Genomic DNA, 23,997 nt, shown 5'->3' on the forward strand with positions numbered 1-23,997 from the left:
TTCTTTAGGAAGGAGAGAGGTTGTGGAATTTCAACGCAATCAAAAAGGTGATCATGCGGTTTTTCGACTTATCGCCTATTTATTTTTTGCTTATTCGGTCAATACGGTTATTATTAGTTATTTATCCGTGTTTTACCGTGAGGAAGGGTTATCAGGAAGTGAGGTTGGTATCTTAATGGCTGTGGGGCCATTAGCGATGCTTATAGCTCAACCAATTTGGGGATTTCTAAGTGATAAGTTTAAGACAATCAGAAAAATATTAATTGTCGCTTTAATAGGGCTTATTTCTATTTCTACGCTTTATTATGTAGCTTCTGGTTTTATTCAATATTTAATATTAATGTTTGTGTTGTTTTTATTTTTTGCGCCAATTACAGCACTAGGTGATAGCTTGGCTCAAAAAACAGCTAATTATAGAGGGCTTAAGTTTGGTCAAATTAGAATGTGGGGTTCCATTGGGTTTGCTACGACATCACTCGTATCGGGTTTTGTATTAGCACGGATCGGAATTGAGCATTTTGTTATTCCTCTAGTCTTAATGGCAAGCTTAGCTCTTTGTTTTGCCTTTTCACTATCAGATGTTCCTGGTTCTAGTCGTTCGGTTACATTGATTGATGCTTGGAAAACGGGCTTTAACCGCCGTCTTGGTTTTTTCTTATTTTGTATTTTGTTTCTATCGATTCCACATCGTGCGAACGATAGTTATTTAGGTATATATATCGTTGAGTTAGGTGGCTCAGAATCATTAATCGGTTTGGCTTGGTTTATAGGTGTGGTAGCAGAGGCTCTTGTCTTCGCTTTAAGTGTACGCTGGTTTCAACATATTTCCCCGATGAAATTAATAGTGATAGCTTCAGCCGTTTTTGCTTTCCGTTGGATAGTGATGAGCTTTTTAACCGAGGCATGGATGCTTTTGCCATTACAAGTTTTACACGGATTTAGCTTTGGTATTGTTTATGTGACAGCTATTCAATATGTAAGTCGTTTATTCCCTGACCATTTACAAGCAACTGGGCATGTATTATTTATCACAACATTTTTTGCATTTTCAGGGATTGTCGGTTCTTTAATTGGTGGTGCAATGATCGACCTAATCGGTGTCTCGACGATGTACTTCTATATGGGCATATGCTCATTAATAGGAATGGCACTATTTTTTGTATACGAATTAAAAACAAAAAAGCAGCAATTAACAGCCGGTTAGAAAAAGGTGTTATGGGGGCCGGCTCCTGTAGGAGGAAAGGGCAGGCTGAGATCTACTTGCGTTAGCAAGTTAGCTCAGCATCCAAGCGGAAAGTGTGCCTCCATTCGCGGAGCGAGCTCCGAAGGGACATCTTATCACCATAAGTCCCTTTCATACAAAAAAGAGCCAGACATGGCTCTTTTTATGTTTTTTGAAACATGGAGCGGACTTGAGCGACAATTGGTGAGACCTCATTCATCGCTTTAGTCACTTGTTCAACAGTTTGAATGGTTTGAGTTAAATCAAACTTACCATCTGGTCCGACAAAAGCTTGTTTTAGGAGTGAAGGCGATTTTAATGTTGGATTTTGTTGATTGGCAGGTTGTGCTTCTTTCTTTTTCAGTAATTTCTTTAGCCCTTTTGGTTCGCTTGGCTGTTGGTTGACCATCCTTTGCTGTTGCATCCTACGATTATTTATACCTGGTTGAAAGCCACGTGGAGGTAAGTTAGGTCCTTGATAAGTCCTTCTACCGATAGGGATGGACTGCATCGGTTGTTGAGTAGGGTACGTCGGTAACATTTGAACAGAATGAACGGGCTGCTGGTACATTTGAGGTTGTGGCATCTGACTATGATTCATAGGTATGTGATGATGAACAGGATGAGCGGTGTTAGCGCTTGGCTGAAAATTGTTGGGATAACCATTTTGATACATGATATTTCACCCTTTACTATATGGTTAAATTTTTTCCTTTTTCATGAAGTTTGATTTTGAGTAAACCGCTTTGAAACCTTGTATCCACCTCACGATAATCAATTTCAAACGGAACTCGAATGGTTCTTGCTTGTTTTTTTGTTTGTGCTTTTTGATAGTGGTTATGAGAAGTGGCGTCTATGATATCAGATGTTTCATGATGTGTTATGATAATTTGGACAGAATGTGGATAGATATTTAATTCAATTTGCTCTTTTTTAACTCCGTCAAGTTGAGCGTGTATATAAAATCCATCCGTTTTTTCATGAATTTCAATCGGTATTGGTTGTTGGAATAGTAGTTCTGTCTGAAATGAAAGCATAGAGCGTGCAAAAAAGTCATCAATGGATTGCAACATATTTTGCATACCATACCAAATCTTTTCGGGGGGCTTATGATCCATTATGGTAACTCCCTTCCTTTAATATTTCCTTTATGTTATTCATATGTTAAAACAAACTATAAAGTGATTAATTCGCGGAAAAGGTGTGTGGGCTAATGGGCATAAAAGTTATTGATACACATTGTGATGTTTTATTAAAGTTAGCAGAAGATCCAACTAAAAGGTTTGAACATGATCAACATATTCAAGCTAATCTACAAAACTTACAAGCTGGCCATGTTCGTGTGCAATTTTTTGCCATTTTTATCGATCCTGACATTAAGCAAGAGTCCAAATTCCAACAAGCATTGGTACAGGTTCAAGCTTTTTATGAAAAAGTAATAAAACCACATCCACAGATGAAGCATATAAAAAAATGGGAAGATATTCAAACTTTACAGGATGGGGAGATAGGCGCGATTTTAGCTTTGGAAGGCCTAGATGCAATTGGAAATGATGAGACGAAATTATCGATATTGTATCAGCTAGGCGTTCTCTCTGTCGGTGTGACCTGGAATGATGCTAATCTATGTGCGGACGGTGTGGGAGAGGAACGGGGAGCAGGACTTACACGGTTAGGGAAACGGATGATTGTTAAAAATGATCAAGAGAATATCATCACAGACGTATCACATCTGAGTGAGAAAGGATTCTGGGATGTGCTTGAATTAACGGATAAAGTGATAGCTAGTCATTCCAATGCTAAGAAAATATGTCCGCACCCACGGAATTTAAGTGATGAGCAAATCAAAGCAATCGTTCAAAAAGGTGGGTTTATTGGAATTGTGTTATATCCTATTTTTATCACAGGTACAAACCATGCGACTGTGCATGATCTAGTAAGGCATCTTGAACACTTTTGCAAACTCGGAGCGAGTAAGCATATTGGAATAGGTTCTGATTTTGATGGGATTTTTACATTTATTGATGGGATCGATAGTTCAAGTAAATTTCTAGATTTATTCGATCAATTAGAGGCTTATTTTTCAGAAGATTTTATCAAAGGTTTAACTGAAGAGAATTTTCTTAGTTATTTAAAAAGGCATCACCTGAGCTGATGAAAATTACAATATTTTTGAGAATCATCCGTAATTGAAGTCATCTGTGCCTTCGACTAGGAAAATGGCTATTGATATTGTGAAATAACGGTTAATTCTTCAAAAGACTCTAAAGGTAACGTTCTTAAAAGGAGCTTCAAAGTTGAATGATTAATAAGGTTTTATGATACAATAGGGACAGCTTTATTTATTTGAAAGGGGTCTTTATTGGATGTTAAGAAATTGGAATGTTGTTGCACTAGCGATCGTCATAATGATGATTCTTTCAGCATGTAATAGTGGAGATAATGAAGAAGGTACTGCACCAGAAGAAAATCAAAATGAAGAAATGCCACAAGTGAACTTAGATGTTAATGATTATCCTGAAGTTGTAGCAACCGTTAACGGTGATGATATAGCTAGAGATGAATTTGTTCCTTACTTAGAAAATCAAGCGAATATGCTCGTTGCGTTTTACGGCTATGATTTAGAATCAGAAGAAGGAAAAGAAACTCTCCAGGAGCTTGAGCAAGCGGTATTGGATGTACTCGTACAAGACCGTCTAATTATGCAAAAGGTCGAGGAATCTGATTATGAGGTTACTGAGGAGGAGCTTGACCAAAGATATGAAATGGTTCTTGTTCAATATGGAAGCGGTTCTGAAAAAGAATTAGAAGAAGAGTTGGAAGAGTATGGATTTACTCTTGAAGATTTACGTATGGATTTAGAATTTCAAATGAAGCGTGACCAATATATGAATGATCATATTACATTTGAAGAAGTGACCGAAGACGAAGTTGTGACACTATATGAGTCTCGAGCTGAGGCCAATGAAGAAATTGGTGAATTAGAAGAAGAGCGTGAGACGTTAGAAGCGGAATTAGTGAATCAACGTCGATTAGAAGCTACTCAACAGCATTATGAAGAATTAAAAGAAGACAGTGAGATCGATATTCACCTATAAATCGGATAGTGCCTAGCCTTTGTATGAACAAAGGCTAGGCACTAAGTCTTTTTGACCTATTTTGCATTTCGTGCTTGCTAAAGGTATCGTGCTTCTTATAAACTATAAATAGAACATATGAATCAGGTCTTTTGTCATTGTGTGATGACTTTTATAGTGGAGGGAAAATAATGAAGCAAGATATTTTATTAGAAAGTGGAACCAATGAATTAGAAATCGTTTTATTTGAAATTGGTGGTAGTTCATTTGGTATTAACGTTTTAAAAGTAAGAGAGATCATCCAACCTTTACCGATTACGGCAACTCCGAACAGCCATCATCATGTAGAAGGAATTATTCGTTTGCGTGAAGAGGTTATACCAGTAGTGGATCTGGCGAAAGTTTTGGATTTAGCTCCTTCCGATAAGGGTGCCTCAGATAAATTTATTATTGCAGAGCTTAACCAAATGAAAGTGGCTTTCCATGTACATAGTGTTTCAAGAATACATCGAATTTCATGGAATCAAATCGAAAAACCTAGTGATCTTTCGACTGGTTTTGAAGCACACACGAATGGTATAGTAAAAATGAATGACAAATTGGCGCTATTATTAGATTTTGAAAAAATCATCGTTGATATTAATCCAAAAACGGGCTTAGATATAAATGCGGTGAAAGCCTTAGGTGAAAGAGAAAGATCGGATAAGTATGTTCTTATTGCCGAAGACTCGACGACATTACGTCAATTATTAAAAGACACCTTAAATGAAGCGGGTTATGAGAAGTTACGCTTCTTTGAAAATGGCTATTTACTTTGGGATTATTTAGATAACGAACGACAAGAGCAAAATGACCCCGATCTAATTATTACAGATATTGAAATGCCACAAATGGATGGACATCATTTAACGAAAAAACTTAAAGAGGATCCAAGATGGAATCAGATTCCAGTCATTGTATTCTCATCGATCATTAGTGAGGACTTATTTCACAAAGGCGAAAAAGTAGGAGCTGATGAACAAATCTCGAAGCCACAAATTGCAAAACTTATTGAGAGAATCGATCAGTTAGTATCCTAAGTTTCACCATGTGATTGTTCAACATGATAAAATTTGTAATGGCTAATCACCACTTCAACCACCTAGCATAGGATAGAGCATCATATGCGGTTGGAGGGGAATTTATGGCGAAAGCAAAGGCAAAAAAGAAAGTGCAAGCAAAGCCGTCCGTACAAGAAAAATATCAATATACGATGCGTGCAGTTACTTCCGACGTATGCATCAGTTGTAAGACACAATGTCAAAGAGGAATTAACTATATGAATAAAATGAGTGAACCAGGAGCAATCGGAAAAGGAGTTCCTTGCCATCTCACTAAAGGAAAAGGAACCAAATAACCACGGAGAAAATCATGGCCTCAGCTACTAAAGAGCCATGATTTTTTTGTTAATATATATTAGAGTCAAACATGTCCACACCCAACAAACATGAAAGTGTGGTTTGTGTACTTTTATTGACGGGGCATTTCATTCATTTTCTTTTTTACTTTACTTTTATTTTTGTAATGCTATCAGGATTATGTTACTACTTAAGATTTAGCACATGCCCAGCGGAGCATGATTTTCGCTAGCGGTGATTAGAGCTCCCATATAATCATTAGCATCACTTTCATACAAAATCCACATGGCGAAGCCCCGTTCATTTCGCCACCAACAAGGATGAAAGTAGTGGCGACTGTTCAAACTGTGGCCCGTTTACAACTCGATCACCATCAGGAGTCGGCCTGAACAAACAGGGAGCTCTGTCCTACTAAGGTCATTGATCGCGAGATGGATGACGAGCTAACTTCACGGCACAAACTATCGCCCACAAGTAACTTTCATATAAAAGTTCACTTACCTGGAAACAAGTTTCTTCATCTCTTCATGAGATAACAAACCTAATTTATATAAAAAGTAACTGTAGACAACTTGTTTAGACTTATTCATATCTATTCTCCTTTATTTTATTTATATTCAAAAAGTGTCCTAATGTTTCCTTAGTCAAACATTTTTGTTTGAAGTAAAAATAGACAGAATGAAAGAGGATTGATAAACTATAAAAACGGGAATAACAAGTTAATCAATAACTTTCCGTCTGGGGTAATAAGGAGTGTTTAAAAATGGAAATTCAAGTATCGAAACCTGCATTACAATGGTTTAAAAAAGAATTTGACCTAAAAGGTGAAGGTGAATACGTTCGTTTCTTCGCACGTTACGGTGGGTGTGGAGCTGTACAATCAAGCTTTTCTTTAGGGGTAAATTTAGACAAACCGGTAACAATAGGAGCAAAAGAAGAAGTAGAAGGAATTATATTTTTTATTGAGGATAAAGATATTTGGTATTTCGATGGTCATGATTTACGCGTTAAATATAGTCGGAAACATGAAGAAATTCAATATGAATATGAGAAGTCAGAGTAATTCCAATAAAGTCGAATGACTAGAAATAGTCATCGGCTTTTTCACTTACGGCAAAAACTCTTGTATTTATTTGAATGTATACGTACTGATGAAGGATGGTGAATGCAATGAAGTTAGGATATGCTTGCTTAAACCTAACAATGCCTACAAAGTTTCGTACATGCCGCTTACAAACTTTAGAAACAAAAGGTATGACTTACATGAAAGAGTTAGCCTTACATAATGTTACTGAGTTAAAGAAGGTCTTGGAATGGAACATCGAACATGGAATTTATTTTTTCCGTATTACAAGTGATTTAATCCCATTTGCGACTCATGAAAAAATGATGTGGGACTGGGCAAAAGACGATGATGTTTTAGAAATATTCCATGATATTAAAGCTTTACAAGCTAAACACCAACTAAGGCTAACCGTTCATCCAGGACAATATACAATCATTAATTCACCAAGGCGAATTGTTGTTGACAATGCACTCAAGGATTTAGATTATCATGCAAAAGTTCTACAATTAGTAAATGGGACGGATATGATTATCCACACAGGTGGATTGTATGGAGATAAAGAGCAGGCAATGATCAGGTTTGAGCAAAAATATCGTCAATTATCCAAACAAATAAAAAGCTATTTACGTTTAGAGAATGATGATAAAATATTCTCAACAAAGGATGTTTTGGCGATTCACAAACGATGTGGGGTTCCTATATGTTTTGATATACACCATGAGCGCTGCTTCGGAACAGAGGAGAAGGAATTGAAAGAATTATTTCTTAAAGTGAGCAAAACGTGGCAAGAACTAGATTTTATACCTAAAGTACATATAAGTTCAGGTAAAAGCTCTAGTATCGATCGTTCACATGCGGATTTTATTCACCTAGCGGATTTTCAAATCCTTCAAAGAGTTTTGGCTAACGTAGACGCAGATGTGATGATTGAAGCAAAAGCCAAAGACCAAGCGTTAACTGAATTAAGACAGCAGTTATAGCAATTTCAATACATGTAGGGCTAATCATAAGTAAAAAATAAAAGAATAGGTGATCGTTATGGAAAAAGGACAAAAGAATATAGAACAAGCTACATTTGCTGGAGGGTGCTTTTGGTGTATGGTTCAACCATTTGACAAGTTACCAGGAATTATCAAGGTTGAATCCGGATATATGGGTGGACATATTGAAAGCCCTACCTATGAGCAAGTGAAAACGGGTGTGACTGGCCATTATGAAGTCGTTCAAATCACATTTAACTCGGTTTTATTTTCATATGAACGTTTATTATCTTTATATTGGCCTCAAATTGATCCTACTGATCCCGATGGCCAATTTCATGATCGCGGACCACAGTATCGAACGGCGATTTTCTTTCATACTGAAAACCAAAAGCAGTTAGCAGAACGTTCTAAGATGAAAGTGGAGCAAGAAAATCGATTTAAGCAACCGATCGTTACACAGATACTTCCAGCGAGTACGTTTTATTGTGCGGAAGAGGAGCACCAAGATTTCTATAAAAAGGAACCGGAAAATTATAAGAAAGATAGACTGCAATCGGGTCGTGATCAATTTATTGACAAGCACTGGCATTAATAGAATCAGCTGTATTAAATCATGATTATTTAAAATGAAAAGATATCCAACTATAAATATGGATATCTTTTCATTTATAAACGGTTTTGAGGAAGAGCATATTTAGCTGTAGCCCCACCACCTTTTGGAAGGTCTTAAAAGACTTTTCTCAAAAGGTTCAGCGCACCATACCACCAGCCACCACCACCGTACAAAAAAGAGAGTGTACTTCTCAGCAAAGACTATCAACCTACTCAGAATGTCTGAAAAATATGACAAAATAATTATGTGAAATTATCAAACATTATGTTACAATTTTAATATAATAATATAAGCGAGCTAATTTCGCCAAGATATAAACATCAGGGGGTGGCAATTTTGGGACGCATCATCAAAAGAGTGTTTGTAACATTATCAATTGTAACGATCATTTTTATTGCCACAATCGTTATTTCCGTTAATAGTATGTCAAATACTGAGGCGGGGAAAGTACCTATTAAGACAGGTGTTCTTTTACATGCCATTAATCATAATTTAGTCACACCCGATATGAAAGTCCCGAGAATATTTGCAGGAAAAGGTACGTCCACTTTTACGCGCGAAATGGTAGAGATGCCAACCAGTGATGGTGATACTATTGACTTAAGAGTTTATCAGCCTCTAAAAGATGGTCCGCATCCGATTATTTTATATTATCATGGTGGGGCATTTATGGAAGGGTATGGTGATATTAATACACATGATAATATTGTCCGTTCTTTAGCGGCTCGAACGAATAGTGTGGTGATTGCCGTAGGGTATCGAGTGGCACCTGATCATCCTTTTCCAACTCCTATTGAAGATAGCTATGAGGCATTAGTGTGGGCAAAACAACATGCAGAGCTATTTAATGGGGATCCAGATAAAATTGCTGTAGTAGGTGATAGTGCGGGAGGGAATTTAGCAACAGTCGTTTCATTAATGGCACGTGATCGAAACGGTCCAGATATTACAGCACAAGCCTTATTATATCCGCTCACTACGTTTGATGATGTCGAATTTCCTTCACGTGAAAAATATGATAGTGGCTATTATTTGTTATCAAGAGCGGTTATGTTAAAAGCTAGGGAGCAATATACGCCAGATCGAAGTAGCTGGAGTTCACCATATACATCACCACTTGATGCAAGTGATTTATCGGATTTACCGCCGGCACTCGTATTAACCGCTGAGTTCGATCCTTTACGAGATGAAGGGGAGGCTTATGCGGAACTATTAGCTAAAAATGGAAATTATGTGGAAGGGATTCGTTATAACGGGGTCATGCATGGATTTATATCCTTTTATCAAGTGCTATATCATGGTAGTCATGGCTTAGCTGAAACCGCCAATTTCTTAAACAATCAATTAAATGGAGATTCAGTTCATACGTCACATACCTATGAATTAGCTATTGTTGATAGTATTAGTGATGATAAGAAATGGCGTGACCAAATGGAAGCTTATGCAATTGGTACATTTTTATTAGGGAAACAATTTATGAATAGATTTGAGTAAAAACAGTAAGGCTGAAGGTTTGAGAATGAACCTTCAGCCTTTTTCATGCTTTTAACTTTCTTTGTAATGGTTCTCTTTTTAGCGTTGAGCCATTTTGACAAATCGTTCTTCATTTTCAATCAGACCACAAGCCGCACATTGTATTTTTCTTTCGGGGCCTTGATAAGGTAAATGAAAGGGCTCTAATTGGTTTTGTTCATAGCTTTGCACGATATCACCAGTCTCTGGGTCAACCTTTACAGCCTTAGCGACTTGGTCGATGATATGAAATCTGCTTCGGTTTGTTTTACAGCTAGGACATGTATATGGTGTGCTCATTACCGCCACCTCCTTTTTTGTAGTGTAACCTAGAATATACATTTCAACCGTTATAGGAAAAAGTGTCGAATATGTTGACTTATAAATTTCATTTACTGTAATGAGAGCTAAATGAGCCTCACCAAATTAAAAAGGGTGCATTGACATTCATGTAGAGCATGTAGGATGCTGTAATTGTGAAAAGAATACGGTACGGCAAACAAGAAAAAATGAGTAGGGATTAACCCAACTCATTCGCTATGCTTATACAATTTTAGAATGCCCAATTACCATCTCTAAAGATAGCTTCTTTTTTCCCGTTTTTATAAACACCATCTATATTCATTTCTGCTGAACCCATCATAAAGTCAACGTGTGTAATACTTGTATTTAAACCATTCTGTTCAAGCTCTTCTTTTTTCATTTCTTTCCCGCCTTCAATACTGAACGCATAAGCCGAACCTAAGGCAAGGTGGTTGGAAGCATTTTCATCAAATAATGTGTTGTAGAAAAGAATATTTGTGTTCGAGATCGGCGAGTCATGTGGAACTAAAGCAACCTCACCAATGAATTTAGATCCTTCATCCGTTTCTAATAAACGCTTTAATGTTTCATAGCCTTGCTCAGCTTCAAATTCAACAACGGCACCATCTTTAAAAGTAAGGGTAAAGTTGTCAATGATCGTTCCACCATAATTTAAAGGTTTTGTGCTTTTAACGACCCCATTAACACCTGTTTTCTTGGCACCCGTAAATACTTCTTCCGTTGGCATATTAGCGACAAACTCATGACCATCTTTATTTACACTACCACCACTAATCCAAAGATGTGTTTCTGGTAACTCAATCGTTAAGTCTGTACCACCACCCGTATAATGGAGAGCGTGGAAATGTTTCTCATTAAGTAAACTCATCTTTTGGTCAAGTAAAGCTAAATGTGCTTTCCAAGCTTTCACGGGATCTTCTTCGTGAATACGCGTTGCTTGGAAAATAGCTTCCCATAATTTTTCGATGGCTTCATCAGCTTCAACGTCAGGGAATACCTTTTTCGCCCAGCCCTCTGAAGGATTCGCGACAATCGACCAGCTCACTTTGTCAGCCTGGATATAGGAACGGAAACCATCCATTGCTTTGCCACTTGTCTTATTGGCGTTAGAAACACGTTCAGGATCAACCCCTTTTAATAGGTCTGGGTCAGCACCAGTAATACTTAAAAAAGCGGCTCCTTCTTCACATAGTTGTTCATACCCTTTTGCTAACCATTCAGGGTACTCAAGAAAAGCTTCATCTGGTGCTAGATTGTATTTAAGACGTGTAACTTCTTCATCATTCCAATCTACATGTACATTTTTTGCTCCCATTTCATAAGCGCGTTCCGTCACTAGACGTACTAATGGAGCAGCAAAAAGTGGTGCTCTTACGACAAGTGTTTGTCCTTTTTGAACATTGACACCAACCTCTACGGCTAAGGCAGCATATTTTTTGAGTTTTTGCTCAAACATTGACATCGTGCATCCCTCTTTTTCTTTGAATTTTCAATTTTTTTATGTAATGACAGCATTATCGCTTACATATATGAAGCAAAATGGTCAATATCATTCCTATTTTATCAAAGCTTAAAAATAATAGCTACCTTTCATTCTTTATGTTAGTATAAGAAAGTATGACTAATTCAATGAAGTCTACAAGAGGTTCGCAAACTCCCTCTATAAAAAACTATACAAGGACTCACTGAGCCAAATATGGTAGAGTCTTCTTTTTGTGTAAGTTATTTTGATTCTATTTTTGAATAATAGGAGTTGACGAACGTTCTTTCTTTGATAACAAGGAGGATACGTACATGTTAAAAGAGGAAAAAGCGGTCGTTGTCTTTAGTGGAGGTCAAGATAGTACTACTTGCTTAGTTTGGGCATTACAAAATTTTAAAGAAGTAGTAACCGTAACCTTTGATTATGGACAAAGACATCGCGATGAAATTGAATGCGCCAAAGAGATAGCAAATGAATTAGGTGTCTCATTTAAGGTGTTAGACTTGCAACTTATAAGCCAGCTATCGGCCAATGCCTTAACAAGAGATGATATTAAAGTAGAAGCGGGTAAAGAAGGGGGACTTCCTTCAACATTTGTAGAGGGGCGTAATCATTTATTTTTATCATTTGCTGCTATTTACGGAAAACAAGTAGGTGCAAGACATATCGTAACTGGTGTATGTGAAACCGACTTTAGTGGTTATCCTGATTGTCGCGATAGCTTTATTAAGTCGTTAAATGTGACGTTAAATCTCGCGATGGATCATCAATTTGTGATTCATACCCCGCTTATGTGGTTAGATAAAAAAGAGACGTGGCAACTCGCAGATGAACTTGGTTATCTTGATTTTGTTCAAGAGAAGACATTGACATGTTATGAAGGAATTCGTGGTGCTGGCTGTGGAGAATGTCCGGCATGTGAATTAAGGAAAAAAGGTCTCGACTTATATATAAATGAAAAAAACGGGGTGCTTCACGATGATGTATAATTATTATCCGCAAACCCCGCATACTTTTCGCTTTGAGCTAAATAAGGACATGCACCTTGCTGCTGCTCATTATATTGATGATGAAATGGCGGGGAAATGTCAAAAAGTCCATGGTCATACGTATACAATTAACATGACTGTGGTTGGTGATGAATTGGATTCGTTAGGGTTTTTAGTTGATTTCAAACTATTAAAAGACCACGTTCATAAAAAATATGACCATTCACTGTTAAATGAACATCCTGATTTCAAAGGGAAGCACCCAACGACAGAGGTAGTAGCAGAGACGATAACGACGGAGATTAATCGTTTTTTACAAAAGCAGTCCAATCAACCTGTTTGTATACAAACGATTGTACGAGAAACACCAACTAGTTATGTCGTATATCGACCTAAAGAGAGTGAGTTATCATGAAGAAAATTCCGGTGATGGAAATTTTCGGTCCGACGATTCAAGGAGAAGGAATGGTTATCGGACAAAAAACGATGTTTGTGAGAACGGCTGGCTGTGATTATAGTTGTGACTGGTGTGATTCTGCTTTTACATGGAATGGGACAGGTAAAAGTACGTTAATGACGGCAGAGGAAATTTGGTCAAAGCTCAAAGAAATTGGTGGTGCCAAATTTAACCATGTGACGATTTCTGGAGGAAATCCAGCATTGCATAAAGGGATAGCTTCTTTGCTTGAACTTTTAAAGGAAAATGGTGTAAAATCGGCGATTGAGACACAAGGTTCCGTGTGGCAGGACTGGCTTCAAGATATTGATGAGGTGACGATTTCGCCGAAGCCACCAAGCTCTAAAATGGTGACAGATTATCAGAAATTAGATACGATGACTTCAAATCTTACGGGTAGGAATGTGAGCTTAAAGGTTGTTGTTTTTGATGATACAGATTTTGAATATGCAACAGCTATCCATCAAAGATATCCAGACATTCCTTTCTTTTTGCAAGTTGGTAATGATGATAGTCAGACAGAAGAAAACGAGCAATTATTACAACGTCTATTAAATAAATACGAATGGCTGATTGATAAGGCCATTCAATCGAAAGAAATGAATAACGCTAAAGTATTACCACAATTGCACACATTATTGTGGGGCAATAAACGAGGCGTATAGGAGGTATTTGGTATGGGTGGAAGACAAGATTCAGAATTAGAAGGGGTAACATTACTAGGAAATCAAGGGACAACTTATGATTTTGAATATAATCCAAAGATTTTAGAGTCATTTGATAACAAACATCCAAATCGTGATTACTTTGTTAAATTTAATTGTCCGGAATTTACTTCATTATGTCCAAAAACAGGCCAGCCTGATTTTGCGACGATTTATATTAGTTATATTCCTGGTGAGAAAATGGTTGAGAGTAAGTCGTTAAAGCTCTATTTATTTAGCTTCCGAAATCATGGCGATTTCCACGAGGACTGTATGAATATCATTATGAATGATTTAATTGAGTTAATGGATCCTCGTTATATTGAGGTTTGGGGGAAATTTACGCCACGAGGTGGTATTTCGATCGACCCATATACAAACTACGGAAAACCTGGCACGAAATATGAAAAAATTGCCGAATATCGTTTGATGAATCATGATATGTATCCGGAGCCGATTGATAACAGATAATTCCTGTTGTTTTTTGAGATTTTGCTAACTATTTTTACGTGATTATTTTTAATAATCGAAATGGATTTGTGTCATGACCAGTAAATGGGATGTCACAAAAATAAGTTGAGCCCTCATTCTTTGGGATGAGGGCTTTATATTAATGCTCAGTCAAATCTATTGACTCTATTAAAAATTGGCTTAAATATGAGGACATCTTTGGCCCTCCATTAAAGACTGGGGTTCCATTCCCGTCCCTAAATCCACGAGCATGCACACCTACAATTTCACTAGAGTTATTTAATATAGGTGAACCTGATTGTCCGGGCTATGATAAAGTAATACGCTAGAAACTTCGTCAAAAATAGTGCCAAACATTCCCCATTGAGGTATTAGCTCTGTAGATGAAATTTTATCCCATGGGTAACCAAAAATACTTACTGTTTGATTTTTAATGTTTGTTACTTCTTTAAATGGAGGTGTCCCAAAAAATTGACCGATATCTATTCCTTTACTATGTGGTGCTGTTTTTACAATTACAAAATCCTCTGAGATGGCGAATGTATCATAGTAATAACTGATTATATTAAAATCTACAATATGAAAAAAATTCATAACTTTCTGTTAATAATAAAGTTGGTAATATAAGCACCTAATTAATCACTATTTTTCTTAGAATATAGATAAGTTATAATTGTGATAAATAAAACTATACAAAAGATACCTAGAATACTATTTAAAAGATTCGGATCGTTAATAATTGGCTCTTCATAGATGTATTTTGTATTTGAAATAACAATAAACAAAGACATAGTATACCCTCGCTTTCCTTTGACAATGAATGTCTTAGAAAAATTGGCAATTAAAATAAATGGAAGAATATCACTTTGGAGTAGCGATAAAGAATTTTATTTTGTAAACATACCTTTGAGAATGTATCTTTGTTAAGAGTGATGCTTTTTTTGTTTTTCTAGGTAAACTAACGTCATTTATTCCGTTTATATTTTTTGATTATTCTGAATTATATTAACGATGCTGGCGGTAAAACAAAAGGTTCGCCTAAAAATGGTAGGCGAACCTTTTTCAGGTTATTTATTTCTTTAGAATAAACACGCTATCTGTCATATCCAATGGTTGTGAAGAGATGAACCCTTTGTGATTTCACCCAACTTTAAGCTTTGTCTAAAATTTGAATATAACCAGAGTCATTGAGGTTATGAATGGCTGTCATGAGCTCATCTTCCGTAGACGGTAATGTTTGTGAGAGTTGTTCAAATGAAAATACGCTCTGTGTCGCAGAGGTTAGAAACATTAATAGCATTAAGCTTTCTGGTTTTAGTGATTTATCCAGAAATATATCAAGTGGCATACCTACCTCATTGTTTTCTACATTTGTATCAATTTCTTTTTTTAAAGTAATTTCCATGACGAATCCTCACCATTCTTTTGTTTTTCTTAGTGTTAGTTTATCATGTATTCGATATATCCAAAAATAAAAAACATCGAACACGTTGTCCGATGCTTTAATATTCATAAACATTTCGTAGCGTAATTAACTCGAATTCATCATTATACTGATTAAAGTACTTCATTACTTCATCCACATAGTCTTGACTTTGATTATAGGCAAAAAGAGCTTTTTCGTAATCACCATCACGTGCACCGTGATCAGCTAAATATTTGGCGGCTGAGTGTGTGGCATCGACAATATTGAATGGATCGGCAATACCATCACCATCACCATCGACCCCATAACCTCCATGATCAGCAATTAAATCAAGGTCGGTAATATCAATATCTTCATCCATTTCTCCTAGGGCACCACCAGGGTGTGTCCATCCGACCCATGTTCTTGGCATAAACTGAAAATGGCCTAAAGCACCAACGGGACTAACCATAGGATCCATCGTAGAGAATATCGTTTCTACTCGATGCACGGAGGCTAGTAGCTCCCAAGGGATATCGTATTCACTCGCAGCTTCTTGATACAATTCCACATAATCTTCTGGAATTTGCTGTTGAGCAATGAAACTGCGATAACCAATTTCTTTCAGTTTATCAATAGGAGCCACGGTGAGGAGAGTGATAAAAAAAGCGACCAGGAAGAAGAAAATGAAGAATATCTTTTTGAACATAAAACGACACCCTTCTTTTTTTCCTTCTCACATTATAACGAAAACGATTAAACTTGAACATACCTATACGGTGATAAAATGAACAATTACCATCATTTAACTTGAATGTAACATTCCATTAATAGTAGAACAAAATAAATGAGTAAAATACGGTACGATATACCCAAGGTAATCAAACTGAAGTACTTGAAGTTAGCTGAAATGGAAAGATAGAGAGATTCAAAGGTTATGGAATTTTCGAGTTGAAAACTGTAAAAGAAGAAGGAAGTTGTCTTTCACTTTTACATGTAAAGTGAAAGTAGTGGAGTGATTGTCTTTGGGTGATAGAATATAATAATTTAAAACTAATCAATATAATTGGTTTGCGTAAATAAATGAGTGGTCAAGACTTTTTCTTAAATGGAATAAACAGATGAAAGTTCCGAATAAAAACCTTAATTTCACGAAGATTTTTGAAAATTAAATGAACGGAATTCGTTGAATAGTGAAAGTTTTTCTGTATATTTGTGTAAAGGAAAAAAAAGTTATGAAAATAAGAATATTTTATGACAAATCACTAGATTTTCAGAATAAAAAGATTTACACTTTAAAGGGATAATAAAATTATCTACATGGTTTTGAAATGTAACAAAAGTCGTAATTTGAAAAATCGTTAGACAAATCCTTTGAAATTGGACAGATAACCTTTGAGTCAACTAGGTATCCATGATAATATAGGAATGAAAGCGTTATTTTATCCAACTTCTGAAGATTTGACTTAAAAGTAACTAGGAGGTTTTTGTCACATGTCCAGCAAGGAGAACAAACCAAGCGAGTCATGGAAAGGATTTCATGGTCCGAACCTTGGCGTTGCAATCGAACTTTATGAGGAGTACACCAAAGACCCAGGAGCAGTAGATGAAGAGCTTCGAGCACTCTTTGATACTTTAGGGCCACCACCAACGTCACAAGACGAAGAGAGGTTCATTGCAGCTGAAGTTCCAACAGCAAAGCAGTCTGTCGGAACGGACATGATGAGGAAGATTGTCGGTGCTGTTAAATTAGCAGATACCATCCGATTAAAGGGCCATTTGGCTTCTAATATTCATCCGATTCACAAAGATTTTAAAAATGATAGCTTGCTCGAATTAAGTCGTTATGACTTAACTGAAGAAGATTTACGACAGGTACCTGTCGATTTGTTATGTCCAGATGCACCATCACATATAAAAGATGGACTCGAGGCAATTAATCATTTAAAAATGGTTTACACCCAAACCGTTGCTTTTGAATTTGGACATGTTCAAGACGAAGAGGAAAGAAATTGGTTATATAAAATGGTTGAATCCGGCTTATATTTACCAAATTTATCAAAACAACAACGTATTAATTTATTGAATCGATTAACTCAAGTTGAAGGCTTTGAAAAGTTTATTCATCGTACATTCGTTGGTCAAAAACGATTTTCTATAGAAGGTTTAGATGTTCTCGTACCAATGTTAGATGAAGCTGTTCGAGAGTCGGTACATGAGGGTACCGAAAATATTATGATTGGAATGGCCCACCGTGGACGTCTTAATGTTTTAACTCATACGTTAGGTAAGCCATACCATATGATTTTTTCTGAGTTTTTACACGCACCAAAGGAAGATTTATCATCTGAAAGTTCTACAGGCATTAATGGCTGGACAGGAGATGTGAAGTACCATCTAGGTGCAGATAGACAAATTAAAGAAGAAAATACAGTTGAAGCTACTGTAACGTTAGCTAATAACCCAAGTCACTTGGAATTTGTTAGTCCTATCGTTGAAGGGTATGCAAGAGCTGCACAGGAAGATCGTTCACAAAAAGGAGAGCCTTTACAAAATACATTAAAAGCCTATTCGATCTTAATTCATGGAGATGCTGCATTCCCAGGTCAAGGTATTGTTACAGAAACGCTAAACCTTAGTCGATTAACAGGTTATCAAGTTGGTGGCTCGTTACATATCATTGCCAACAATAATATTGGGTTTACGACAGAAACTTATGATTCGCGTTCAACAACATATTCCAGTGACCCGGCAAAAGGATTTGAAATTCCAATTCTTCATGTTAATGCCGATGACCCGGAAGCATGTATGGCCGCTATTCACTTAGCATTTCAATACAGAAAGCGCTTTAAAAAGGACTTCTTAATTGACTTAGTTGGGTACCGTCGACTCGGACATAACGAAACAGATGATCCTTTTGTTACGCAGCCAGCTACTTATAACATGATTAAAAAGCATCCAACCGCCAGAAAGGTTTATGCCGACTTCTTAACTGAGCAAGGTGTAATTGAAAAAGCGTATGGTGGTCAACTTGAAAAGGAAAACTTAGATTTCCTGCGTCAAGAATACGAAAAGGTTGCTTCAAAGAAATCAGAGCATGAGGTGGAGATTTCTCAGCCAGATTTTATTGTTAATGGATTACCTAAAGTTAAAACGGCTGTAGAGTTCGATACGTTAAAACAAATCAACGAAGAGTTACTTGAGTGGCCAGAATCTTTTAATGCTAATGAGAAGTTAGCTAAGATTCTTAAGAGACGTTTAGATGGTTTTGAAGAAGGCGGAAAGATAGATTGGGCACATGGTGAAGTGTTAGCCTTTGCTTCTATTATCTCTGATGGGACACCAGTTCGTCTGTCTGGTCAGGATTCAGAGCGTGGTACATTTGTTCAACGTCATCTTGTTTTACATGACAGAGATACAAATAAAATGTATACACCACTCAAAGAGCTAGAAAGTGCGAAAGCATCGTTTGCCGTTTACAATAGCCCGTTATCTGAAGCGGCTGTTGTAGGTTTTGAATACGGATATAATGTACATTCGCCTGAGACGCTTGTTTTATGGGAAGCGCAATTTGGTGATTTTGCGAATGGAGCTCAAGTTATGTTTGATCAGTGGATTTCTGCTGGTCGTGCAAAATGGGGACAAAAATCAGGTTTAGTCATCTTGTTACCACATGGCTACGAAGGTCAGGGGCCAGAGCATTCAAGTGGACGTGTAGAACGTTTCCTAGTTCTTGCGGCTGAGAATAACTGGACGATTGCTAACTGTTCATCTGCCAGCCAATATTTCCATTTATTACGTCGTCAAGCAGCAATCCTTAAAAAGGACTCAGTACGTCCGCTCATTATCATGACGCCAAAGAGCTTGTTAAGAAATTCTTATGCTTCTTCGGACGCAAAAGAATTTTCTGATGAGGAGTTCCGTCCATTATTGGAACAATCTGGCTTAGGGAAGAAGAAGACAAAAGTCGAAAGAATCATCCTTTGCTCTGGTAAAGTGTCCATTGATTTAGCTGAACGAATTGATAAAAAATCAGATGAAAATTGGGATTGGTTACACATCGCTCGTGTAGAAGAGCTTTATCCGTTTCCAAAACGTCCAATTCGTGAATTATTTGCATCTTATAAAAATTTAAAAGAAGTTGTTTGGGTTCAAGAAGAGCCTAAAAATATGGGAGCTTGGCCGTTTATGGAGTCACGCATCCGAGATATTACGCCAGAAGATGTATCCTTGAGTTATATTGGAAGAACATTCCGTTCAAGTCCTGCTGAAGGAAATCCAATTGCTCATAAGACAGAACAAGAACGTATCATAACAGAATCTTTGACTCGTAAAAATTAAGGGAGGCCATTACTCGTGATTGAAATTAAAGTACCTGAATTAGCTGAATCGATTACAGAAGGAACGATTGCTCAGTGGTTAAAAGAAGTTGGAGAATACGTAAATCAAGGTGATTTTATTGCTGAACTAGAAACAGATAAAGTAAACTTAGAAATCACTGCTGAACATTCTGGTGTAATAAAAGAATTAAAAAAAGAGCCAGGTGACACGGTAGAAGTAGGGGAAGTCATTGCCGTGATCGATGCTGAAGGATCTGAAGGAGATTCCTCAGCTGAACCTGAAGCAAAAGAAGAAACAAAATCAGAACCAGAGCAACCTAAACAAGAGGCGAAGCAAGACGAAACGCCAGATTCTGAAGGCGGACGTCCACTTGCTTCACCAGCAGCACGTAAATTAGCTCGTGAAAAAGGGATTAACTTAAACGAAGTGTCTACAAATGATCCAACAGGTCGTGTTCGTAAACAAGACGTTGAGAATTATCAGCCAAAGTCTGAAGCGAAATCAGCTCCAACTCCAAAGAAGGCAGATACACCAGCGGCAACAACATCTGATGATGGTAAACCAGCTGAGCGAATTAAAATGAGCCGCCGTCGTCAAACGATTGCAAAGCGTCTAGTTGAAGCCCAACAAACAGCAGCCATGTTAACGACATTTAATGAAGTTGATATGACAGCTGTGATGGATGTTCGTAAACGTCGCAAAGATGCATTTCTTGAGAAAAATGGCGTGAAGTTAGGATTTATGTCATTCTTTAGTAAAGCAGTTATTGGTGCATTAAAGGAATTCCCATTATTAAATGCTGAAATTCAAGGCGACGAAATTTTAATGAAGAAATACTATGATATCGGTATTGCCGTATCGACGGACAACGGTTTAGTTGTACCAGTCGTTCGTGATGCAGATAAATTAAGCTTCGCAGGTATTGAAAAAGAAATTGGTAACCTTGGGAAAAAAGCACGTGATAACAAGCTTGCATTAGGAGACCTACAAGGTGGTAGTTTCACGATTACTAATGGAGGTACGTTTGGTTCACTCATGTCAACGCCAATCCTAAATGCTCCACAAGTAGGAATTCTAGGAATGCATAAGATCCAATGGCGACCGGTTGCGATTGATCAAGAGAACTTTGAAAATCGTCCAATGATGTATATTGCTCTTTCCTATGACCATCGAATTGTTGATGGTAAAGAAGCAGTAGGCTTCCTTGTTCGTGTGAAAGAATTGCTAGAAGACCCAGAATCTTTATTATTAGAAGGTTAATAAATAATTAAACAGGTCTTAATTACAAGTACGAGTAATGAGGGGAAATCTCCTCTCTTACTCGTATTTTTTAGTAGGAACATTCAATTGGGCACCCATTTCAAGGGTATGTTACCTTTTAGTCAAGCAAGTGAAGTAGCCAAACGTGCTTAACTGATGGTCCAAAAACACGTGAATATGGGTTACTAATCTTTGATGAAAGCCTACACTCTCTTTATTGTTATTGGTAGCTGCTTCGCCGGTGAGCTGAATTATTTTGGGATAATACTTTCGAGCAATATCCCAAAAGCGGAGGGGTGACGAATGGATGTAATAATCTTTCAACCATTTTTATGAATGAAAGGCACCAATAAAGATAAAAATAACGTTCTGACTTTTAATTAATGGTTCTCGATTCACTTCACTCTCAACAAATATGAAAGTTTGTTTGTTTTAAAATAGTAACTATTCGAGTGATTTTTTATCTGTTTGACTAATAAAATTTATTCAATGTTGGTTCGCTTTTCTAAGAGTTGTTTTCTTTTAAGTTATTCTATGTATGAGAAGTACATAAACAAATGGGTATGCACGAACCCATTCCCGGAGCGACCTTCGAAGAAGAGCATATCGACTCTTTCATCACTTTCATAAAAATTAATTTTTTAAAAGTAATCTGGTTAAATTCAAGAATAAAGCAACTCTACCATAAGCAATGTTGTAAAAGTATTTAGTTGGTTGCAGCGTTTATGGTATAATAATATAACATATATTTCTAAGTGATTGTGAGGTGGAAGGATATGATTCATCAAAAATGGCAAGAGACAGATACGATTCGTGAGGTTGAATGCGTACATACAGATGCAAAGAAGTTTCAAGTTCATGAATCACTAACTGCTGGCAAAATATACGAATTAAAAAATGAGACAGAAGAGTTTTATTTTGTCATTGATAACACAGGTAAAATCGGTGGTTATTACAAAGATTACTTTAAGAACTAAAACGAAAAGCGCACCTCCGTGTTGAGGTGTTTTTATTTTGGAGCCATAAGTTAGAATTGGTTAGGGAGCGTTATCTTTTTCCTTTTTATTCATGATCAGGTAAACTAATTATAGGTCAATAAAAGAGGGGAATTGGAAGGATGGATTTAACAGGCGTCTATCACTTTATTTTAGAACATGGTTACGCTGCTTTGTTTGTTATATATGCAATTGGTTTATTTATTTTTCCTGTTCCGAATGAAGTGTTATTAATGGCGGGAGGGTATTTTTCTACGTATTCTTTTTTAGAGCCTATACCTGCTTTTTTTACGATATATTCGGCGATTATGCTGCATGGTACGATTTTATATGTGGTCGGTTTTTTTACAGCTCATAAATTCTCGCCTCAGGATCGTTTAAAGAAAAAAGATGAGTCAATCTGGGCAAAAAGGGCTGAAAAAGGTTTTGAGCTTTTAGATCGATATGGGCTAAAAGCGGCATCGTTTAGTTACTTTTTCCCTTTTGTAAGGCATGCGGTGCCTTTTAGTGTAGGGTTAGCGAAATTTCGGTTTATTCATTTTCTATTCATTGCCCACACGTCCTCACTGATTTGGTTAAGTTTATATTTTCTTTTAGGATTTTATTATGGTCGTACGATAACAGATTGGAATTCTTTTGTAGAGCAATTAATTTTAACTTTAGTAGGGTTAGCGGTGGTTGTTATTGGTTTGTATGTGATACGTGAGCGAAAAAAGAGAAAACAAGCTAGTGAAGTGATGAAACAGAAGACGCAATAGAAAATTTATACTAGTAAAGAACCTACTATTAATATATAACGACTGGGGTATGGTGGTAATCGTCGGTGTATTTATAGGATTTCGTGAGTTTCATAAACAGCTTGCGGAAATAGAAGGTTTACAAGCCTTGACTGAGCAGTAGGAGAGCAAAATTCCTTACTAGCAGCTGCCAATCAACGTGTTGATATTGAGTACCAAGAGGAAGATGTAAAACTGGTCACGGATGTTGTTACTTTTTTGTGATGGCGATTTATGATGTACGTCAAGATAATTATGAAATGAGGGTGCCAAAGCCGAGCTTGTGATGACACCGACTATGGTGGATGAGTACTTTCCTGTGACAGAAGAAGTAGTAGAAAGTACTGTCTATAGAATACCGAGTAGAAGACGTAACCGTTTATCCATCTCTAGAAAAGGAGCGTGCTATTGTTTTGATGGAAGGGATAACGGTCTATTTGATAAATGAAGAAGAACGGAACCAAACGGTGTTAGAGATTCAGTTAAATAAAGATGCTCAACAGTGGATGGTAGAAGGATTTCAACAGCTTCATACGGAATCACTATAGAAAAGGATGTGATGAAAATGAAATCAACAGGCATTGTGCGGAAAGTAGACGAGTTAGGGCGGATTGTGATTCCGATGGAATTGAGAAGAACATTAAACATTCATGAAAAGGACCCGATAGAAATTTATATCGACGGGGAGAAAATCATCTTAAAGAAATATGAAGCAAATATGACATGTGATGTGACAGGGGAAGTTTCTGATGATAATGAAGTTTTCTTAGATGGGAAACTGATTTTAAGTCGGAAAGGGAAAGAAATATTAATAGAGCAGCTAGAAAAGAAACATCCAAACGTTTAAACCGCCTTGAAGGCAGTTATTTATAGATTAGGAGATAAGGAAATAGGTAGTAATTACAAACGAGCTGAATTTAAA

The 23,997-nt window shown here is 36.9% G+C and carries 26 protein-coding genes and 1 riboswitch; of the genes, 19 read left to right on the forward strand and 7 right to left on the reverse strand.

The window, feature by feature from the left end; genetic code table 11:
- Nucleotides 1-22: 22 nt before the first annotated feature.
- Nucleotides 23-1,204 (forward strand): MFS transporter, encoded by a 1,182-nt coding sequence (locus tag PQ479_RS00840; protein ID WP_053070441.1) that lies wholly within the window; start codon nt 23-25, stop codon nt 1,202-1,204.
- Between the two features lie 181 nt (nt 1,205-1,385).
- On the opposite strand, the gene PQ479_RS00845 is transcribed toward PQ479_RS00840, so the two are convergent.
- Both PQ479_RS00845 and PQ479_RS00850 read right to left on the reverse strand, forming a co-directional pair.
- Nucleotides 1,386-1,898 carry a YppG family protein gene (locus PQ479_RS00845; RefSeq protein WP_047989443.1) on the reverse strand — a complete coding sequence of 171 codons (513 nt, stop codon included), beginning with the start codon at nt 1,896-1,898 and terminating at the stop codon, nt 1,386-1,388.
- A 16-nt stretch (nt 1,899-1,914) separates the two neighbouring features.
- The gene (locus PQ479_RS00850) at nt 1,915-2,340 is read right to left on the reverse strand and encodes an Hsp20/alpha crystallin family protein (protein ID WP_047989442.1); all 426 of its coding nucleotides are present in this window, start codon (nt 2,338-2,340) and stop codon (nt 1,915-1,917) included.
- Between the two features lie 95 nt (nt 2,341-2,435).
- Between PQ479_RS00850 and PQ479_RS00855 the strand changes: the two genes are divergently transcribed.
- The 8 genes from PQ479_RS00855 to PQ479_RS00890 all read left to right on the forward strand — a co-directional run bounded on the left by PQ479_RS00855 (nt 2,436) and on the right by PQ479_RS00890 (nt 9,852).
- The gene (locus PQ479_RS00855; protein ID WP_083991283.1) at nt 2,436-3,377 is read left to right on the forward strand and encodes a membrane dipeptidase; all 942 of its coding nucleotides are present in this window, start codon (nt 2,436-2,438) and stop codon (nt 3,375-3,377) included.
- 211 nt (nt 3,378-3,588) lie between these two features.
- Nucleotides 3,589-4,320, forward strand: a complete 732-nt coding sequence (locus PQ479_RS00860) for a SurA N-terminal domain-containing protein (RefSeq protein ID WP_047989441.1) — start codon at nt 3,589-3,591, stop codon at nt 4,318-4,320.
- A 170-nt stretch (nt 4,321-4,490) separates the two neighbouring features.
- On the forward strand, nt 4,491-5,378 hold the full coding sequence (locus tag PQ479_RS00865) for a chemotaxis protein (RefSeq protein ID WP_047989440.1): 888 nt from the start codon (nt 4,491-4,493) through the stop codon (nt 5,376-5,378).
- 104 nt (nt 5,379-5,482) lie between these two features.
- The gene (locus PQ479_RS00870) at nt 5,483-5,695 is read left to right on the forward strand and encodes a hypothetical protein (RefSeq protein WP_047989439.1); all 213 of its coding nucleotides are present in this window, start codon (nt 5,483-5,485) and stop codon (nt 5,693-5,695) included.
- A gap of 764 nt (nt 5,696-6,459) precedes the next feature.
- The gene (locus PQ479_RS00875; RefSeq protein WP_047989438.1) at nt 6,460-6,759 is read left to right on the forward strand and encodes a HesB/YadR/YfhF family protein; all 300 of its coding nucleotides are present in this window, start codon (nt 6,460-6,462) and stop codon (nt 6,757-6,759) included.
- A gap of 107 nt (nt 6,760-6,866) precedes the next feature.
- Nucleotides 6,867-7,742, forward strand: a complete 876-nt coding sequence (gene uvsE / locus PQ479_RS00880) for a UV DNA damage repair endonuclease UvsE (RefSeq protein ID WP_047989437.1) — start codon at nt 6,867-6,869, stop codon at nt 7,740-7,742.
- A gap of 79 nt (nt 7,743-7,821) precedes the next feature.
- Complete coding sequence (gene msrA / locus PQ479_RS00885; RefSeq protein ID WP_047989633.1) at nt 7,822-8,337, forward strand: peptide-methionine (S)-S-oxide reductase MsrA; 516 nt, start codon at nt 7,822-7,824, stop codon at nt 8,335-8,337.
- A gap of 357 nt (nt 8,338-8,694) precedes the next feature.
- Nucleotides 8,695-9,852, forward strand: coding sequence for an alpha/beta hydrolase (locus PQ479_RS00890; RefSeq protein ID WP_047989436.1), 1,158 nt, complete (start codon nt 8,695-8,697; stop codon nt 9,850-9,852).
- 78 nt (nt 9,853-9,930) lie between these two features.
- Here the strand turns inward: PQ479_RS00890 and PQ479_RS00895 are convergent, their stop codons facing one another.
- Nucleotides 9,931-10,170 carry a hypothetical protein gene (locus PQ479_RS00895; RefSeq protein ID WP_047989435.1) on the reverse strand — a complete coding sequence of 80 codons (240 nt, stop codon included), beginning with the start codon at nt 10,168-10,170 and terminating at the stop codon, nt 9,931-9,933.
- Between the two features lie 253 nt (nt 10,171-10,423).
- Nucleotides 10,424-11,656 (reverse strand): aminopeptidase, encoded by a 1,233-nt coding sequence (locus PQ479_RS00900; RefSeq protein ID WP_047989434.1) that lies wholly within the window; start codon nt 11,654-11,656, stop codon nt 10,424-10,426.
- A gap of 174 nt (nt 11,657-11,830) precedes the next feature.
- A riboswitch (PreQ1 riboswitch) is annotated at nt 11,831-11,874 on the forward strand.
- 114 nt (nt 11,875-11,988) lie between these two features.
- Here PQ479_RS00900 and queC point away from each other — a divergent pair.
- Genes queC through queF form a run of 4 tightly spaced genes read left to right on the forward strand, consistent with a single transcriptional unit; the run spans nt 11,989 to nt 14,298 of the window.
- Entirely contained in the window at nt 11,989-12,666 is a 678-nt protein-coding gene (gene queC / locus PQ479_RS00905; RefSeq protein WP_047989433.1) for a 7-cyano-7-deazaguanine synthase QueC, read from the forward strand.
- Nucleotides 12,656-13,081, forward strand: coding sequence for a 6-carboxytetrahydropterin synthase QueD (gene queD / locus PQ479_RS00910; RefSeq protein ID WP_047989432.1), 426 nt, complete (start codon nt 12,656-12,658; stop codon nt 13,079-13,081). The genes queC and queD overlap by 11 nt, the downstream gene beginning before the upstream one ends.
- Nucleotides 13,078-13,788: a 7-carboxy-7-deazaguanine synthase QueE gene (queE, locus tag PQ479_RS00915; protein ID WP_047989431.1), complete on the forward strand. Its 711-nt coding sequence runs from the start codon at nt 13,078-13,080 to the stop codon at nt 13,786-13,788. Before queD ends, queE begins: the two co-directional genes overlap by 4 nt.
- 12 nt (nt 13,789-13,800) lie before the next feature.
- Nucleotides 13,801-14,298 carry a preQ(1) synthase gene (gene queF / locus PQ479_RS00920; RefSeq protein WP_047989430.1) on the forward strand — a complete coding sequence of 166 codons (498 nt, stop codon included), beginning with the start codon at nt 13,801-13,803 and terminating at the stop codon, nt 14,296-14,298.
- A gap of 279 nt (nt 14,299-14,577) precedes the next feature.
- Here the strand turns inward: queF and PQ479_RS00925 are convergent, their stop codons facing one another.
- From PQ479_RS00925 to PQ479_RS00935, 3 genes are all read right to left on the reverse strand, one after another.
- Nucleotides 14,578-14,892 (reverse strand): hypothetical protein, encoded by a 315-nt coding sequence (locus PQ479_RS00925; protein ID WP_047989429.1) that lies wholly within the window; start codon nt 14,890-14,892, stop codon nt 14,578-14,580.
- A 556-nt stretch (nt 14,893-15,448) separates the two neighbouring features.
- Nucleotides 15,449-15,703, reverse strand: coding sequence for a hypothetical protein (locus PQ479_RS00930; RefSeq protein WP_047989428.1), 255 nt, complete (start codon nt 15,701-15,703; stop codon nt 15,449-15,451).
- Between the two features lie 97 nt (nt 15,704-15,800).
- Nucleotides 15,801-16,412 carry a lytic transglycosylase domain-containing protein gene (locus tag PQ479_RS00935; protein ID WP_047989427.1) on the reverse strand — a complete coding sequence of 204 codons (612 nt, stop codon included), beginning with the start codon at nt 16,410-16,412 and terminating at the stop codon, nt 15,801-15,803.
- Between the two features lie 785 nt (nt 16,413-17,197).
- Between PQ479_RS00935 and PQ479_RS00940 the strand changes: the two genes are divergently transcribed.
- The 6 genes from PQ479_RS00940 (at nt 17,198) to PQ479_RS00965 (ending at nt 23,922) form a co-directional block, all read left to right on the forward strand.
- Nucleotides 17,198-20,044 carry a 2-oxoglutarate dehydrogenase E1 component gene (locus PQ479_RS00940; RefSeq protein ID WP_047989426.1) on the forward strand — a complete coding sequence of 949 codons (2,847 nt, stop codon included), beginning with the start codon at nt 17,198-17,200 and terminating at the stop codon, nt 20,042-20,044.
- Between the two features lie 15 nt (nt 20,045-20,059).
- The gene (gene odhB / locus PQ479_RS00945) at nt 20,060-21,304 is read left to right on the forward strand and encodes a 2-oxoglutarate dehydrogenase complex dihydrolipoyllysine-residue succinyltransferase (RefSeq protein ID WP_047989425.1); all 1,245 of its coding nucleotides are present in this window, start codon (nt 20,060-20,062) and stop codon (nt 21,302-21,304) included.
- A 776-nt stretch (nt 21,305-22,080) separates the two neighbouring features.
- Nucleotides 22,081-22,281 (forward strand): DUF6501 family protein, encoded by a 201-nt coding sequence (locus PQ479_RS00950; RefSeq protein WP_047989424.1) that lies wholly within the window; start codon nt 22,081-22,083, stop codon nt 22,279-22,281.
- A gap of 140 nt (nt 22,282-22,421) precedes the next feature.
- Entirely contained in the window at nt 22,422-23,057 is a 636-nt protein-coding gene (locus tag PQ479_RS00955; protein WP_047989423.1) for a DedA family protein, read from the forward strand.
- Between the two features lie 431 nt (nt 23,058-23,488).
- Nucleotides 23,489-23,623 carry a hypothetical protein gene (locus PQ479_RS00960; protein WP_273716700.1) on the forward strand — a complete coding sequence of 45 codons (135 nt, stop codon included), beginning with the start codon at nt 23,489-23,491 and terminating at the stop codon, nt 23,621-23,623.
- Nucleotides 23,624-23,640: 17 nt separating this feature from the next.
- A complete protein-coding gene (locus PQ479_RS00965) occupies nt 23,641-23,922 on the forward strand; it encodes an AbrB/MazE/SpoVT family DNA-binding domain-containing protein (protein WP_047989422.1) in 282 nt (93 codons plus the stop codon).
- Nucleotides 23,923-23,997 lie beyond the last annotated feature (75 nt).

The sequence above is a fragment of the Alkalihalobacillus pseudalcaliphilus genome (assembly GCF_028610675.1).
Taxonomy (GTDB): Bacteria; Bacillota; Bacilli; order Bacillales; family Bacillaceae_D; genus Alkalihalobacillus; species Alkalihalobacillus pseudalcaliphilus.